Origin of the sequence: Streptomyces sp. 142MFCol3.1 (assembly GCF_000424945.1) — a bacterium.
Classification (GTDB): domain Bacteria; phylum Actinomycetota; class Actinomycetes; order Streptomycetales; family Streptomycetaceae; genus Streptomyces; species Streptomyces siamensis.
The window spans coordinates 81,830-95,377 of record NZ_AUKV01000014.1 but is presented as its reverse complement, the minus strand read 5'-3'; the positions used below and the strand labels follow the sequence as shown (position 1 = coordinate 95,377).

General features: G+C 72.1%; 10 protein-coding genes. 6 read left to right on the top strand and 4 right to left on the bottom strand.

The window, feature by feature from the left end:
* Nucleotides 1-94 precede the first annotated feature (94 nt).
* Nucleotides 95-1,018, bottom strand: coding sequence for an LLM class F420-dependent oxidoreductase (locus tag H305_RS0121675; RefSeq protein WP_028802230.1), 924 nt, complete (start codon nt 1,016-1,018; stop codon nt 95-97).
* 215 nt (nt 1,019-1,233) lie between these two features.
* Here H305_RS0121675 and H305_RS0121670 point away from each other — a divergent pair, with 215 nt between their 5' ends.
* The 3 genes from H305_RS0121670 (at nt 1,234) to H305_RS0121660 (ending at nt 6,352) form a co-directional block, all read left to right on the top strand.
* Nucleotides 1,234-2,709 (top strand): 3' terminal RNA ribose 2'-O-methyltransferase Hen1, encoded by a 1,476-nt coding sequence (locus H305_RS0121670; protein WP_028802229.1) that lies wholly within the window; start codon nt 1,234-1,236, stop codon nt 2,707-2,709.
* Nucleotides 2,706-5,279 carry a polynucleotide kinase-phosphatase gene (locus H305_RS0121665; protein ID WP_028802228.1) on the top strand — a complete coding sequence of 858 codons (2,574 nt, stop codon included), beginning with the start codon at nt 2,706-2,708 and terminating at the stop codon, nt 5,277-5,279. Before H305_RS0121670 ends, H305_RS0121665 begins: the two co-directional genes overlap by 4 nt.
* Before the next feature lie 227 nt (nt 5,280-5,506).
* The gene (locus tag H305_RS0121660) at nt 5,507-6,352 is read left to right on the top strand and encodes a M55 family metallopeptidase (protein WP_028802227.1); all 846 of its coding nucleotides are present in this window, start codon (nt 5,507-5,509) and stop codon (nt 6,350-6,352) included.
* Nucleotides 6,353-6,406: 54 nt separating this feature from the next.
* On the opposite strand, the gene H305_RS0121655 is transcribed toward H305_RS0121660, so the two are convergent.
* Both H305_RS0121655 and H305_RS0121650 read right to left on the bottom strand, forming a co-directional pair.
* On the bottom strand, nt 6,407-7,300 hold the full coding sequence (locus H305_RS0121655; RefSeq protein WP_028802226.1) for a hypothetical protein: 894 nt from the start codon (nt 7,298-7,300) through the stop codon (nt 6,407-6,409).
* On the bottom strand, nt 7,297-8,376 hold the full coding sequence (locus H305_RS0121650) for an SPFH domain-containing protein (protein WP_028802225.1): 1,080 nt from the start codon (nt 8,374-8,376) through the stop codon (nt 7,297-7,299). Before H305_RS0121650 ends, H305_RS0121655 begins: the two co-directional genes overlap by 4 nt.
* Nucleotides 8,377-8,570: 194 nt before the next feature.
* Here H305_RS0121650 and H305_RS0121645 point away from each other — a divergent pair, with 194 nt between their 5' ends.
* The 3 genes from H305_RS0121645 (at nt 8,571) to H305_RS0121635 (ending at nt 12,745) form a co-directional block, all read left to right on the top strand.
* Nucleotides 8,571-9,794, top strand: a complete 1,224-nt coding sequence (locus H305_RS0121645; RefSeq protein ID WP_028802224.1) for an arginine deiminase — start codon at nt 8,571-8,573, stop codon at nt 9,792-9,794.
* A 171-nt stretch (nt 9,795-9,965) separates the two neighbouring features.
* Nucleotides 9,966-10,973, top strand: coding sequence for an ornithine carbamoyltransferase (gene argF, locus H305_RS0121640; protein ID WP_028802223.1), 1,008 nt, complete (start codon nt 9,966-9,968; stop codon nt 10,971-10,973).
* Between the two features lie 305 nt (nt 10,974-11,278).
* Nucleotides 11,279-12,745, top strand: coding sequence for an amino acid permease (locus H305_RS0121635; protein WP_028802222.1), 1,467 nt, complete (start codon nt 11,279-11,281; stop codon nt 12,743-12,745).
* On the opposite strand, the gene H305_RS0121630 is transcribed toward H305_RS0121635, so the two are convergent.
* Entirely contained in the window at nt 12,705-13,157 is a 453-nt protein-coding gene (locus tag H305_RS0121630; protein ID WP_028802221.1) for an ATP-binding protein, read from the bottom strand. The two genes, H305_RS0121635 and H305_RS0121630, sit on opposite strands and share 41 nt — an antisense overlap.
* Between the last annotated feature and the right edge of the window lie 391 nt (nt 13,158-13,548).

Sequence of the window (13,548 nt, the reverse complement as noted above, 5' to 3'; positions counted from 1 at the left end):
CGCCCCCGCAGAGGATGCCCACCCGGCCGGCACGGCCGGAGCCGCCCACACCGGCCGGCGCAGCCGAGTCGACCACGGCCCTCGGCGCCGCGGGCTACACCAGCCGGGGCATCACCTCGGAGGCGATCAGCTCCAGGTGGTCCAGGTCGTCGAGATCCAGCATCTGGAGGTACATGCGCTGCGAACCCACGGCCTGGTACCGGGCGATCTTCTCGACCACCTCGGCGGGAGAGCCCGCGAGCCCGTTCGCCTTCAACTCGTCGACATCGCGGCCGATGGCGTCCGCGCGGCGCTTCACCTCCGCGTCCGTCCGCCCGACACACGCCACCAGCGCGTTGGAATACACCAGATCGTCGCCCTTGCGCCCGGCTCGCACGGCCGCCGTGCGCACCCGGGCGAACTGCTGCTCCGTGTCCGCGACGGAAGCGAAGGGGATGTTGAACTCGTCGGCGTAGCGCGCCGCGAGGGCCGGAGTGCGCCTCGCCCCGTGACCGCCGACGAGGACGGGCACCTTCGACTGCGCGGGCTTCGGCAGCGCGGGCGAGTCCTTGAGCTGGTAGTACCTGCCGTCGAAGGAGAAACGCTCACCGACGGGCGTGGTCCACAGCCCGGTGACGATCGCGAGCTGCTCCTCCAGCCGGGCGAACTTCTCCTTGGGGAAAGGAATGCCGTACGCCTCGTGCTCGGCCTCGTACCAGCCGGCCCCGAGACCGAGCTCCACACGCCCGCCCGACATCTGGTCGACCTGGGCGACCTGGATGGCCAGGACGCCCGGGAGGCGGAAGGTGCCCGCGGTCATCAGCGTGCCGAGCCGGATCCGGCTCGTCTCACGGGCGATACCGGCCAGGGTGATCCAGGCGTCGGTGGGGCCGGGAAGCCCGTCGACGGAACCCATGTGCAAATAGTGATCGGAACGGAAGAAAGCGTCGTAACGCAGGTCCTCGGCGGCCTTGGCGACACGGAGCAGCGTCTCGTAGGTCGCGCCTTGCTGCGGTTCTGTGAAGACTCGAAGATCCATACACCCATCATGCACCGGTCGCAACAACCGCCCCGCCGCGAACCGCTGGCACCTGGTTCACAGTCGTGAAGGAGTCCGCGCGCGGGCGGAAGCAGGGGTCCGGGGAAAATCCCGAGTCTGCCCAGGATGTTCACTGTACGTTGTCAGGGCGCGCCGAAATGCGTCGCATCCGACCACGTTTCCGCAGCTCAGAAGCTGCTTTAAGGCAGAGCCCCGTGTTCCTGACGATCAGTACCACCGGTACCCCAGAACGTCCCGCCACCGACCTCGGCTTCCTGCTGCACAAGCATCCCGACAAGGCGCAGGCGTTCTCGACGTCCTACGGCACAGCGCACGTCCTGTACCCACAGGCGTCCGGCGAGCAGTGCACCGCCGCGCTGCTGCTGGAGGTCGACGCGGTGGCGCTGGTCCGGCGGGGCAAGGGCAAGGGACGCGGCGGCGCGCCCGACGCCGCACTCGCGCAGTACGTCAACGACCGTCCGTACGCTGCGTCTTCCCTGCTCGCCGTGGCACTGAGCAGCGTGTTCTCCAGCGCGATGAAGGGCCAGTGCGCCGCCAGGCCGGAGCTGCCCGCACGACCGCTGCCCCTGCGCATCGAGGTGCCCGCGCTGCCCGCCCGCGGCGGTGCCGAACTCGTACGCAAGCTCTTCGAGCCGCTGGGATGGACGGTGACGGCCGAAGCCGTCGCACTCGACGACCGCTTCCCCGAATGGGGCGACTCGCGCTATGTGCGCCTGGTGCTGGCGGCGGCGGACCTCACGCTCGCAGAGGCTCTGCGCCACCTCTACGTCCTGCTCCCCGTGCTCGACGACGCGAAGCACTACTGGGTGGCGTCGGACGAGGTCGACAAGCTCCTGCGGGCTGGCGAGGGTTGGCTGCCCGACCACCCCGAGCAGAAGCTGATCACCAGCCGTTACCTCTCGCGCCGCTGGTCGCTGACCCGGCAGGCCAACGAGCGTCTCGAACTCGTCCGCCTCGCCGAGGCCGACGACACCGACGTCGCGGAGATCGACAACGCCGTCGACGAGGAGAGCGACACGGAGGAGAAGCCGGTGCCTCTCGCCGTGCAGCGACGGGACGCGATCCTCGCCGCCCTCGCCGCCGGCGGCGCCGCGCGGGTCCTCGACCTCGGCTGCGGGCAGGGACAGTTGGTGCAGGCGCTGCTCAAGGACGTGCGGTACACCGAGATCGTCGGCGTCGACGTGTCGATGCGCGCCCTCACCATCGCGTCGCGGCGACTCAAGCTGGACCGCATGGGCGAGCGGCAGTCCTCGCGCGTCAAGCTCCTTCAGGGCTCGCTCGCCTACACCGACCGCCGCCTCAAGGGGTACGACGCAGCCGTGCTCAGCGAGGTCGTCGAGCACGTCGACCTGCCGCGGCTGCCCGCCCTGGAGTACGCGGTGTTCGGATCCGCGCGCCCGAGGACCGTCCTCGTGACGACACCGAACGTCGAGTACAACGTCCGCTGGGAGACGCTCCCCGCCGGACACTCCCGGCACGGCGACCACCGCTTCGAGTGGACGCGCGAGGAGTTCCGCACCTGGGCCCGCGCGGTCGCCGAACGGCACGGCTACGACGTGGAGTTCACCCCCGTCGGACCGGAGGACCCCGAGGTGGGGCCGCCGACCCAGATGGCCGTCTTCGAACTGACCACAGCCACCCCGTCCCCGAAGGAGGAGAAGGCCGCATGAAGCACGACGACACCACCACCCCCGGGCGGGTCCTGCCCGTCACCGACCTCTCCCTCGTCGTGCTGATCGGCGCTTCGGGATCGGGCAAGTCGACCTTCGCCCGCAAGCACTTCAAGCCCACCGAGGTCATCTCCAGCGACTTCTGCCGCGGGCTCGTCGCCGACGACGAGAACGACCAGAGCGCGAGCGGCGACGCCTTCGACGTGCTGCACTACATCGCGGGCAAGCGCCTCGCGGCGGGCCGCCGGACCGTCGTCGACGCCACCAGCGTCCAGCAGGAGAGCCGCCGCCAGCTCGTCGAGCTCGCCAGGAAGCACGACGTGCTGCCCATCGCGATCGTGCTCGACGTGCCCGAGGACGTCTGCGCCGCGCGCAACGCGGCTCGCACCGACCGCGCCGACATGCCGCGCCGCGTCATCCAGCGCCACATCCGCGAACTCCGCCGCTCGCTGCGCCACCTGGAGCGGGAGGGCTTCCGGAAGGTCCACGTCCTGCGCGGCGTGGAGGAGGCCGAGGGCGCCGAGGTCCGCACCGAGAAGCGGTTCAACGACCTGACCCACCTCACCGGCCCCTTCGACATCATCGGCGACATCCACGGATGCGCCTCGGAACTGGAGAGCCTGCTCGGCAAGCTGGGATACGTCGACGGCGTCCACCCGGCGGGCCGCACGGCCGTCTTCGTCGGCGACCTCGTCGACCGGGGACCCGACACCCCGGGCGTGCTGCGCCGCGTGATGTCCATGGTGGGCTCGGGCAACGCCCTGTGCGTGCCCGGCAACCACGAGAACAAGCTCGGCCGCCACCTCAGGGGCCGCAAGGTCCAGCACACCCACGGGCTCGCCGAGACCATCGAGCAGCTGGCGGGGGAGAGCGACGAATTCGTCGTGGGCGTACGCGCGTTCCTCGACGGGCTGGTCAGCCACTACGTCCTCGACGGCGGGCGGCTCGTCGTCTGCCACGCGGGCCTGCCCGAGAAGTACCACGGCCGTACCTCCGGCCGGGTGCGCTCGCACGCGCTGTACGGCGACACGACCGGCGAGACCGACGAGTTCGGGCTGCCGGTGCGCTACCCGTGGGCGGAGGACTACCGGGGCCGCGCGGCCGTCGTGTACGGCCACACCCCGGTGCCCACGGCCACCTGGCTGAACAACACCATCTGCCTGGACACGGGAGCCGTCTTCGGCGGCAAGCTCACCGCGCTGCGCTGGCCTGAGCGCGAGCTCGTCGACGTACCGGCCGAGCGGGTCTGGTACGAGCCGGCCAAGCCGCTCGCCACCGAGGCGCCCGGCGGGCACGAGGGACGCCCGCTGGACCTGGCGGACGTGCACGGCCGCCGGGTCGTCGAGACCCGGCACGGCGGACGCGTGTCGGTCCGCGAGGAGAACGCGGCGGCGGCCCTGGAGGTCATGAGCCGCTTCGCGGTGGACCCGCGGCTGCTGCCGTACCTGCCGCCGACGATGGCGCCGACCGCTGCCTCCCACGTCGAGGGCTACCTGGAACACCCCGCCGAGGCCTTCGCGCAGTACCGGGAGGACGGGGTCCCCCGGGTCGTGTGCGAGGAGAAGCACATGGGCTCGCGCGCGGTGGCACTGGTCTGCCGGGACGCGTCGGCGGCCCGCGAGCGGTTCGGTGCCCCGGGTCCGTCCGGTGCGGGCACGACCGGTCCCACGGGGTCGCTGTACACCCGTACCGGCCGTCCCTTCTTCGCCGACGACGCCGTCACCGAGGAGATCCTCGGACGGATGCGGGCCGCAGCGACGGAGGCGGGGCTGTGGGAGGAGCTGGACACCGACTGGCTGCTGCTCGACGCCGAGCTGATGCCATGGTCGCTGAAGGCGTCCGGGCTGCTGCGCAGCCAGTACGCCGCGGTCGGCGCCGCGTCCGGCGCCGCGTTCCCGGGGGCGCTGGCCGCGCTCGAAGGAGCGGCGGAGCGTGGTGTCGACGTGGCGGACCTGCTGGGCCGCCAGCGCGAACGTGCCGCGGACGCCGAGGCGTTCACGGAGGCCTACCGGCGGTACTGCTGGACGACGGAGGGACTGGAGGGCGTCAGGCTGGCGCCGTTCCAGATCCTCGCGGCGCAGGGCCGCAGTCTCGCCGGGCTGCCGCACGACGAGCAGCTCGCGCTCATCGACCGTCTCGTGGAGAACGACGGGAGCGGGCTGCTGCAGACCACCCGGCGGCTCTTCGTCGACACCGGTGACCCCGAGTCGGTGCAGGCGGGCGTCGACTGGTGGCTGGAGATGACGGGCCGCGGCGGCGAGGGCATGGTCGTCAAGCCGGTCGGCGCGGTGGTGCGCAGCGAGCAGGGTCGGCTCGTGCAGCCGGGCATCAAGTGCCGTGGGCGCGAGTACCTCCGGATCATCTACGGCCCGGAGTACACCCGTCCCGAGAACCTCGCACGGCTGCGCGGCCGCTTCCTCAACCACAAGCGGTCGCTGGCGATCCGCGAGTACGCGCTGGGGCTGGAGGCCCTGGACCGGCTCGCGGACGGCGAACCGCTGTGGCGGGTCCACGAGGCGGTGTTCGGCGTCCTGGCCCTGGAGTCCGAACCGGTGGACCCCCGTCTGTGACGGGTACGCACCCGACTCCGGGGGCCGGGGGCCCGGCTCCGGGGGCCGGGGGCCCGGCTCCGGGGGCCGGGGCCCCGGCTCCGGCCCCCGGCGCACACCCCCGTCCTCGCAGACCGGACGGGCCGGCCGCTCGGCCGCGCTCCGTGCCCCCGGGGCGGCCCCGGGCGGCGGAACCATGTCGTGCCGGCCCGGCGTCTCCCAGGTGATCAACTGGAGGAGTAGGCACAGTGCGGATCTACATCAGCGCCGACATGGAGGGCATCACCGGACTCGTCGACGCCGACGACGTCCAGCCGGCCGGCCGGGACTACGAGCGGGGACGGCTGATGATGGCGGAGGACGTCAACGCCGCCGTCCGCGGCGCCCTCGCCGCCGGTGCCACCGACGTCGTCGTCAACGACGCGCACGGCCCGATGCGCAACCTGCTGCCCGAGGCCCTGCACCCGGCGGTCCGCCTCGTCCGCGGCAAGCCCAAGCAGATGGGCATGCTCGAAGGCCTCACCCCCAGGCACCACGCCATGATCGGTGTCGGGTACCACTCCCGGGCCGGAGTGCTCGGTGTGCTCAGCCACAGCTTCATGGGGCACGAGATCGAGGACATGTGGCTGGACGGACGCCCGGTCGGCGAGATCGGGCTGGCCCACGCCACCGCAGCGGCGATCGGCGTGCCCCTGGTGGCACTCACCGGCGACGACACCGCCTGCGACGAGGCGACCGCGTGGGACGACTCCGTCACCACCGTCGCTGTGAAGTACGCGCGGGACCGCTTCGCGGCCCGGCTGCGCCCGGCCGACGAGGCGCGCGAGGCCATCGAGAAGGCCGTCACCACTGCTCTGTCGGCCCACGCCGTACGGGCCGAGCCGACGCCCCCACAGGGACCGCGGGCTCCCCGTGAGCTCACCGTGCGCTGGCAGTCGGCCTCCGTCGCCGCCACGCTCCAGGGCATTCCCGGCGTCACGGCCACGGACAGCCGGACCGTCCGGGCGGAGGGCCAACTGCCCTCCCTGTACCGGCTGTTCGGCGTGTGGATGCGGGTGGCGGCGTCCCTGACGAACCAGCCGCCGTACTGCTGACCGACGTCGCGGACAGCCTGGGCGCCGTCCGCCGCGGCCCGCCCCGCCTGGGCGTCATCCCACCAGCCGCAGCCGTACCCCCGCCACCCCCACCCGCACCGTCTGACCCCACACCAGCTCCAGCGCGTCGCCCTCCATCCCGTCCCCGAACGCGATGAGTCGGTCGGACTCCACGGTCAGGGACAGGCGGTCGGACGCCGTGAGGTGGCCGGCCACGAGTGAGGTGCCGGTGGCCGGCGACGGCCAGGCCTCGCGGACGAACCACAGCAGGCGTTCGTCCGTGGGGCCGGGCAGTGTCAGCTTCCCGCCCCGCTCCTGCCATACGGAGCGGAGCCAGCCGCCGGCCCCCGTCCCGGTGCCCACCAGGACCCCGGAGGAGGCCTGGGGCTCGACGGCACCCCCGTACTCGTCGAGCCCCAGCCGGTAGCGGGCCGTCTGATGGCCCGCGGCTCCCAGATAGATCTCGTTCAGCGCCACCAGGCGCTGCGTGTCGTCCGCTACGGCCTCGACCATGGTCAGCTCGTCGGCCCGGCTCCGGTGCGCCGACGCGAGCAGCGCCGCCGCGTCTTCGGGGCGGTGCCGCACCAGTACCCCCGGGTTGCGTCCCGGGTCCGAGTCGATCCCGATGACGGGTTGTCCCGCGAGGTACTTGGCGACGTTGGCGACGAGCCCGTCCTGGCCGACCACGACGACCACGTCCTCCGGGGCGAACAGGAACCGGTCCAGGTCGCCGCGTTCGACCCGGGCCTGACGCCAGGTCAGCGGGATCGCCGCCACCGCACCGGCCAGCGCCTCGCGGTCCCGCCGGTGCCGCTCGGCCACCTCCGCGATGTCGCGTCCCCGGGAGGAGAGGAAGAACGCCGCCTGCCCGTGCGTCCCGTGCCGGGCGACGAGCTCCTCGTACTCCGTGGTGCGATGGACGAGGACCACCCGGGGCGCGAGGCTCACCGTTCGTCCCCGGCGTCCGGGTTGCCCAGCTTGGCGAGCAGCCCCGTGAGGACGTCGGGCGACACCGTGACGCTGTCGATCCGCGGCAGGTTCTCCGCGAGCCGGGTGCCCGTGAGGGCGTGCAGCGTGCTGACGTCCACGTCCGCGTGGACCCGCAGCCAGGCGGCCTGTGCCTCGGCACGGGCCGCGCCGACCTCGCGTTCGGCCTGCGCCTCGGCCCCGGCGAGCCGCACCTTGCGGGTGGCCTCCGCTTCGGCGAGGCGCAGTGCGCGGGTGGCCTCCGCCTCCGCGAGACGCACCGTCCGCGCCGCCTCCGCGCCCGCCCGCACCGCGTCGGCGGCCGCGTGCTCCTCCGCCTCGCGCCGCGCGTTCGTGCCGCGCTGGTCGACCAGCTGCTCCTCGCGCCGGGCGAGTTCGATCTGGCTGGCGAGTTCGTTCTCGGCGATGGCGCGTTCGCGCTCGACGGCGACGGCGCGGCGCTCGTACGTCGCCTTGTCGGCGTCCTGCTGGATCTGCTCGCGGGCCGGGGTGCGCAGGGCCCGCTCCACCTCGGGCTCCGGGCGCAGGGCGACGACGCGGACGGCCACCACCTCGATGCCCGTCGCGGGCAGCCGGGGCTCGGCCGCGAGCCCTCCGGCGATCCGCTCCCGCACCGCGGCGACACCGTCGACCAGGGCGGACGCCAGCGAGGTACGGGCCAGGACGTCCAGCGCGTGCTGCTGGGCCGTCTCGGTCAGCAGCGATCCCAGCTGTTCCAGGGGGGTGCCGCGCCAGGCGCCGGTGTCGGGGTCGATGGAGAAGTCCAGGCGGGCGGCGGCGACGGCGGGGTCGACGACGCGGTAGGTGACGGTCGCCTGGACGGCGACGTCCTGGAAGTCGGAGGTGCGGGCGTGGAACGTCATCGCCAGTTCGCGGTCGTCGACCGGGACCTCGGAGAGCGCGGCGGTCAGGGAGCGGTACCAGAAGCTGAGCCCGGGGCCGTCGTGGACCAGCCGGCCCGACCGGTGGTGCCGGACGTGGGCGGTCGGTGCTCCGCGCAGATGGCGCCAGCCGAACCGGCGCGTGATGTCGGCCATGGGAAACCCCCTCGTCGTCGGGCGTCCGCCGGGCGGGGATGATCTCCCGCCGCCGCGCGCCCGTCGTCCACTCCGCATTGTCGTCAGTAAGACGATAATGGCGAGGCGAGCTTATCGTCAAGAGGACGAAATGAATGCGTTCGGGCTCGTGCGATCGGCGGGTGAACGCGCGTCCGGATGGTCAGGATGGAGGCATGGGATTCCAAGTCGACTCCGAGGCCGGGCGGCTGCGCCGCGTCATCCTTCACCGGCCGGATCTTGAGCTCAAAAGGCTCACCCCCAGCAACAAGGACGCCCTGCTCTTCGACGACGTGCTCTGGGTGCGCCGGGCGCGCGCCGAGCACGACGGATTCGCGGACGTCCTGCGCGACCGCGGGGTCACCGTCCATCTCTTCGGTGACCTGCTCGCCGAGACGCTGGAGATCCCGGCGGCCAGAGCACTCGTCCTGGACCGGGTCTTCGACGAGAAGGAGTACGGGCCGCTGGCCACCGACCACTTGAGGGCCTCGTTCGAGACTCTGCCCGCCGCCGAGCTGGCGTCCGTCCTCGTCGGGGGGATGACCAAGCGGGAGTTCCTGGACGTCCACCCGGAGCCGACCTCCGTGCGCTTCCATGTCATGGACCTCGACGACTTCCTGCTCGGGCCGCTGCCCAACCACCTCTTCACCAGGGACACCTCGGCCTGGATCTACGACGGGGTCTCCATCAACGCCATGCGCTGGCCGGCGCGCCAGCGCGAGACCGTGCACTTCGAGGCGATCTACCGGCACCACCCGCTCTTCCGTGACGAGGGCTTCCACATCTGGTCGGAGGGTCAGGCCGACTACCCGTCCACCATCGAGGGCGGCGACGTGCTCGTCATCGGCAACGGCGCCGTGCTCATCGGCATGAGCGAGCGGACCACGCCGCAGGCCGTCGAGATGCTCGCGCACAAACTCTTCGCCGCCGGCTCGGCGCGCACCATCGTCGCCCTCGACATGCCCAAGCGGCGGGCCCTGATGCACCTCGACACCGTGATGACCATGGTCGACGGCGACATCTTCACGCAGTACGCGGGCCTCGGCATGCTCCGCTCGTACACCATCGAGCCGGGCGTGGAGGACAAGGAGCTCAAGGTCACCGACCACCCCCCGGAGCACATGCACCGCGCGATCGCCGCCGCGCTCGGACTCAATGAGATCCGTGTGCTGACCGCCACTCAGGACGTCCACGCGGCCGAGCGCGAGCAGTGGGACGACGGCTGCAACGTGCTGGCCGTCGAGCCGGGCGTCGTCATCGCCTACGAGCGGAACTCCACCACCAACACGCACCTGCGCAAGCAGGGCATCGAGGTCGTCGAGATCCCGGGCAGCGAGCTGGGCCGCGGCCGGGGCGGGCCGCGCTGCATGAGCTGCCCGATCCAGCGGGACGCCGTGTAGGAGCCGGTGCACGCGGCGCGTGCGGTAGGGCGGGTCGGGACGCCGCGTACAGGCGGTGGGGCATCGTGGAGGCGTGCGGCCGCCGCGAACGAGGAGGCAGGCGCCGTATAGAAATGCTGAGTATCGTATAGAATTCCAAGGTCCTCGTCTTCGTAACCCTGGAGCGCCCCCATGGCGACAGTCCCGACCGCCCTCGCCGGCCGCCACTTCCTCAAGGAGCTGGACTTCACCGAGGAGGAGTTCCGTAGCCTGATCGAGCTGGCCGCCGAGCTCAAGGCGGCCAAGAAGGCGGGGACCGAGACCCAGTACCTGCGGGGCAGGAACATCGCGCTGATCTTCGAGAAGACCTCCACGCGCACGCGCTGCGCGTTCGAGGTGGCCGCCGCGGACCAGGGCGCCTCGACGACCTGCCTCGACCCCTCCGGCTCGCAGATGGGGCACAAGGAGTCCGTGAAGGACACCGCCCGCGTACTCGGCCGGATGTTCGACGCGATCCAGTACCGGGGGGACAGCCAGGCGTCCGTCGAAGAGCTCGCCGCCTACGCGGGCGTGCCGGTCTACAACGGCCTGACGGACGACTGGCACCCCACCCAGATGCTCGCCGATGTGCTCACGATGACCGAGCACTGCGACAAGCCGCTGGGCGAGATCGCCTTCGCCTACCTCGGCGACGCCCGCTTCAACATGGGCAACTCGTACCTGATCACCGGCGCGCTGCTGGGCATGGACGTCCGCATCGTCGCCCCGCAGGCCTACTGGCCCGCCGACGAGATCGTCGCACGCGCCCGCAAGCTCGCCGAGCGCAGCGGCGGACGCGTGACGCTGACCGAGATCCCCTCCGAGGGGGTCGCCGGCGTCGACTTCGTCGCCACCGACGTCTGGGTCTCCATGGGCGAGCCCAAGGAAGTGTGGGACGAGCGCATCGGCGCGCTGTCCCCGTACGCCGTGACGATGGACGTCCTGCGGCTCACCGGCAACCCCGACGTCAAGTTCCTGCACTGCCTGCCCGCCTTCCACGACCTCGGCACCAAGGTCGGCCGCGAGCTGTACGAGACCCACGGCCTGGACTCCCTGGAGGTCACCGACGAGGTCTTCGAGTCGGCGCACTCGGTCGTCTTCGACGAGGCGGAGAACCGGTTGCACACCATCAAGGCGATCCTCGTCGCCACGCTCGCCTGAGCACCGCGGCCGGTCGCGCGGCGGCGCCCCGGTCCCGGCACGGTCCGTGTCGTGTGTGCCGCAGGCCCGGTGTCGCGCGCCCCCGTGCGTGGCGCCCCGGTCCCGGCGGTACGCGTAGCGCGTGCGGCGCCTCCGCCCGGCGGAGCCCGCGACACGTGTCGTACGGCGGTCGGGAATGCCGAGGCGTCTCGCACATCGGCCCGGCCTGCCCGTACCATCCTCGACGGCCCCGGAACCACCCCTTCCGCAGCCCGTCGCGCGGCCAACCCAGCCGCACCCGCACCACCGAAATGAGCACCACCCGCATGCCCGCTCCCACCCTCAGGCCCACCCGCCGCGTCAAGTCCCCCGAGCTGCTGATCGCCGAATCCGGCGCGGACCTCGACGGGCACGGACTCCAGCGCACCATGGGTCTCTTCCAGCTCATCTGCTTCGGCGTCGGCGCGATCGTCGGCACCGGCATCTTCGTCGGCCTGTCCGACTCTGTCGCCCAGGCCGGACCCGCCGTGGTCGTGTCCTTCATCCTCGCGGCCATCACCTGCGTCTTCACCGCGTTCTCGTTCGCGGAGCTCGGCGGCGCGATCCCGGTCTCGGGCTCGTCCTACTCCTTCGCCTACGCCGGACTCGGCGAGGGCACCGCCTTCCTGGTCGGCTGGTGCCTGCTCCTGGAGTACGGCGTCTCCGTCTCGGCCGTGGCGGTCGGCTGGAGCCAGTACGTGAACGAACTGCTCGGCAGCCTCACCGGCGCCCAGCTTCCCGCCGCGCTCTCCGCGGGCCCGTCGGACGGCGGGATCGTCAACCTCCCCGCGGTCATCGTGATCGCGCTGGCGTCCGTCCTGCTGGTGCGCGGCGTGCGCGAGAGCGCGCGGGCGACGGCCGCGATGGCCGTGCTCAAGCTCGTCGTCCTCGTCCTGTTCTGCGCCGTCGGCTTCAGCGCCTTCAAGGACGGCAACCTCACCCCGTTCTCCCCGGCGGGACTCGGCGGCATCGGTGCGGGCACCACCGCCGCCTTCTTCTCCTACATCGGCTTCGACGCGATCACCACCGCAGGCGAGGAGGCCAAGAACCCGCGCCGCAACATCCCCATCGCCATCCTCGTCTGCATCGGCCTGGTCACGCTGCTCTACTGCGCGGTCGCCCTCGCGGCGATCGGCGCCATCGGCGGGGACGAGGTCGGCGGCCGTCCCGCCGCGCTGTCGTACGTCGTGAACGAGGTCACCGGTTCCACGTCCGGTGGCGGGGTCATCGCCTTCGGGGCCGTGGTCGCCATCGCGTCGGTGGTCCTCGCGGTGATGTACGGCCAGACCCGCATCCTCATGTCGATGTCCCGCGACGGCCTCATCCCGCGGGTCTTCGAGCGGGTCTCCCCGAGGACCTCGACGCCCGTCGCCGGCACGCTGATCGTCGCGATCGTGTTCGCGATCCCCGCGGCCTTCGCGTCCCTGGACTCCGTGGTCAACCTGTGCACCATCGGGACCCTCGCCGTGATGGCCGCCGTGAACATCGCCGTGATCGCGCTCCGCCGCTCGGAGCCGGGCCTGGCGCGCTCGTTCCGGGTGCCGCTCTACCCCGTCGTGCCCCTGCTCGGCGTGGGCTTCTGCCTCTACCTGATGTACGAGACGGGCTGGACGACCTGGATCCAGTTCGCCTGCTTCCTCGCGGCCGGACTCCTGGTCTACGTGCTCTACGGGCGCCGCAACTCACGGCTGGCGGCCCGGGCCGCGGCGACGGCTACGCAGGCCGTCGCTGACGAGGTACCACAGGCAGTCTGAACCAGACCGCCTTGCCCGTGCCGGTGGGGCGGTGGCCGCAGGACGAGCTCAGGGTGCGGATCAGCAGCAGGCCGCGCCCGTGCTCCTGCCAGGGGTCCGGCTCCCCGACCGGGTGCGGGACCGTGAGATGCCCCGGCGGCGACGGGTCCGGGTCGTGCACCTCGACCCGGCAGCCGGTCGGCAGCAACTCCACGACCAGCTCTATGGGGCCGGTGCCCGCGGTGTGCTCCACCGCGTTCGCGACCAGCTCCGCGGTGAGCAGCTCCGCCGTGTCACTGTCGGCCGCGTGCTCCAACTCGGCCAGCGCCGTCCGCACCAGAGCGCGCGCGACGGGCACGGCCGCGACGGTGTGCGGCAGCGCGATGCGCCAGGAGGCGGGGGCCGGGGTGTCGTGCAAGGCGAGTCCGTTCATGGAGCAGCCTGTCCTGCTTTCAACCTCAGGAATGGTACGGCGCCGCCGGGCCGAGGCGGTCGGCGGGCCGTTCGGGGACCTTCCGGTGGTGCTGCGGGACGTCGGTCGAGGATCCGCCGGTACGTTCGCCCCGGCATCAGGGTGCGTACCCAGGTGGACGTCCCGTCTCCCCGAGGTGCTCCAGCCGTTACGCGGCTATCGAGGAACGGTGACTCGGTGACGGTGCGCTGTCGCGTCGTGACGACGAGGCGCGAGGCGCCCGACACACCGTCCGGGCTATCGCGCGGTCGTGACGACGGTCACGGATCGATGATAACTTCGTGAGAGGAGCCCTTTGGTACCCGCCGCCCGGTTCCCCCCAGGCCGCAGACCGCCGCCCCCGCCCGAGGAG

Excerpts from the sequence above, each read along its gene's own strand:
- H305_RS0121675 (WP_028802230.1), bottom strand. The coding sequence starts at position 1,018 with ATGGATCTTCGAGTCTTCACAGAACCGCAGCAAGGCGCGACCTACGAG.
- H305_RS0121665 (WP_028802228.1), top strand. The coding sequence starts at position 2,706 with ATGAAGCACGACGACACCACCACCCCCGGGCGGGTCCTGCCCGTCACC.
- H305_RS0121650 (WP_028802225.1), bottom strand. The coding sequence starts at position 8,376 with ATGGCCGACATCACGCGCCGGTTCGGCTGGCGCCATCTGCGCGGAGCA.
- H305_RS0121645 (WP_028802224.1), top strand. The coding sequence starts at position 8,571 with ATGGGATTCCAAGTCGACTCCGAGGCCGGGCGGCTGCGCCGCGTCATC.
- argF (WP_028802223.1), top strand. The coding sequence starts at position 9,966 with ATGGCGACAGTCCCGACCGCCCTCGCCGGCCGCCACTTCCTCAAGGAG.
- H305_RS0121635 (WP_028802222.1), top strand. The coding sequence starts at position 11,279 with ATGCCCGCTCCCACCCTCAGGCCCACCCGCCGCGTCAAGTCCCCCGAG.
- H305_RS0121630 (WP_028802221.1), bottom strand. The coding sequence starts at position 13,157 with ATGAACGGACTCGCCTTGCACGACACCCCGGCCCCCGCCTCCTGGCGC.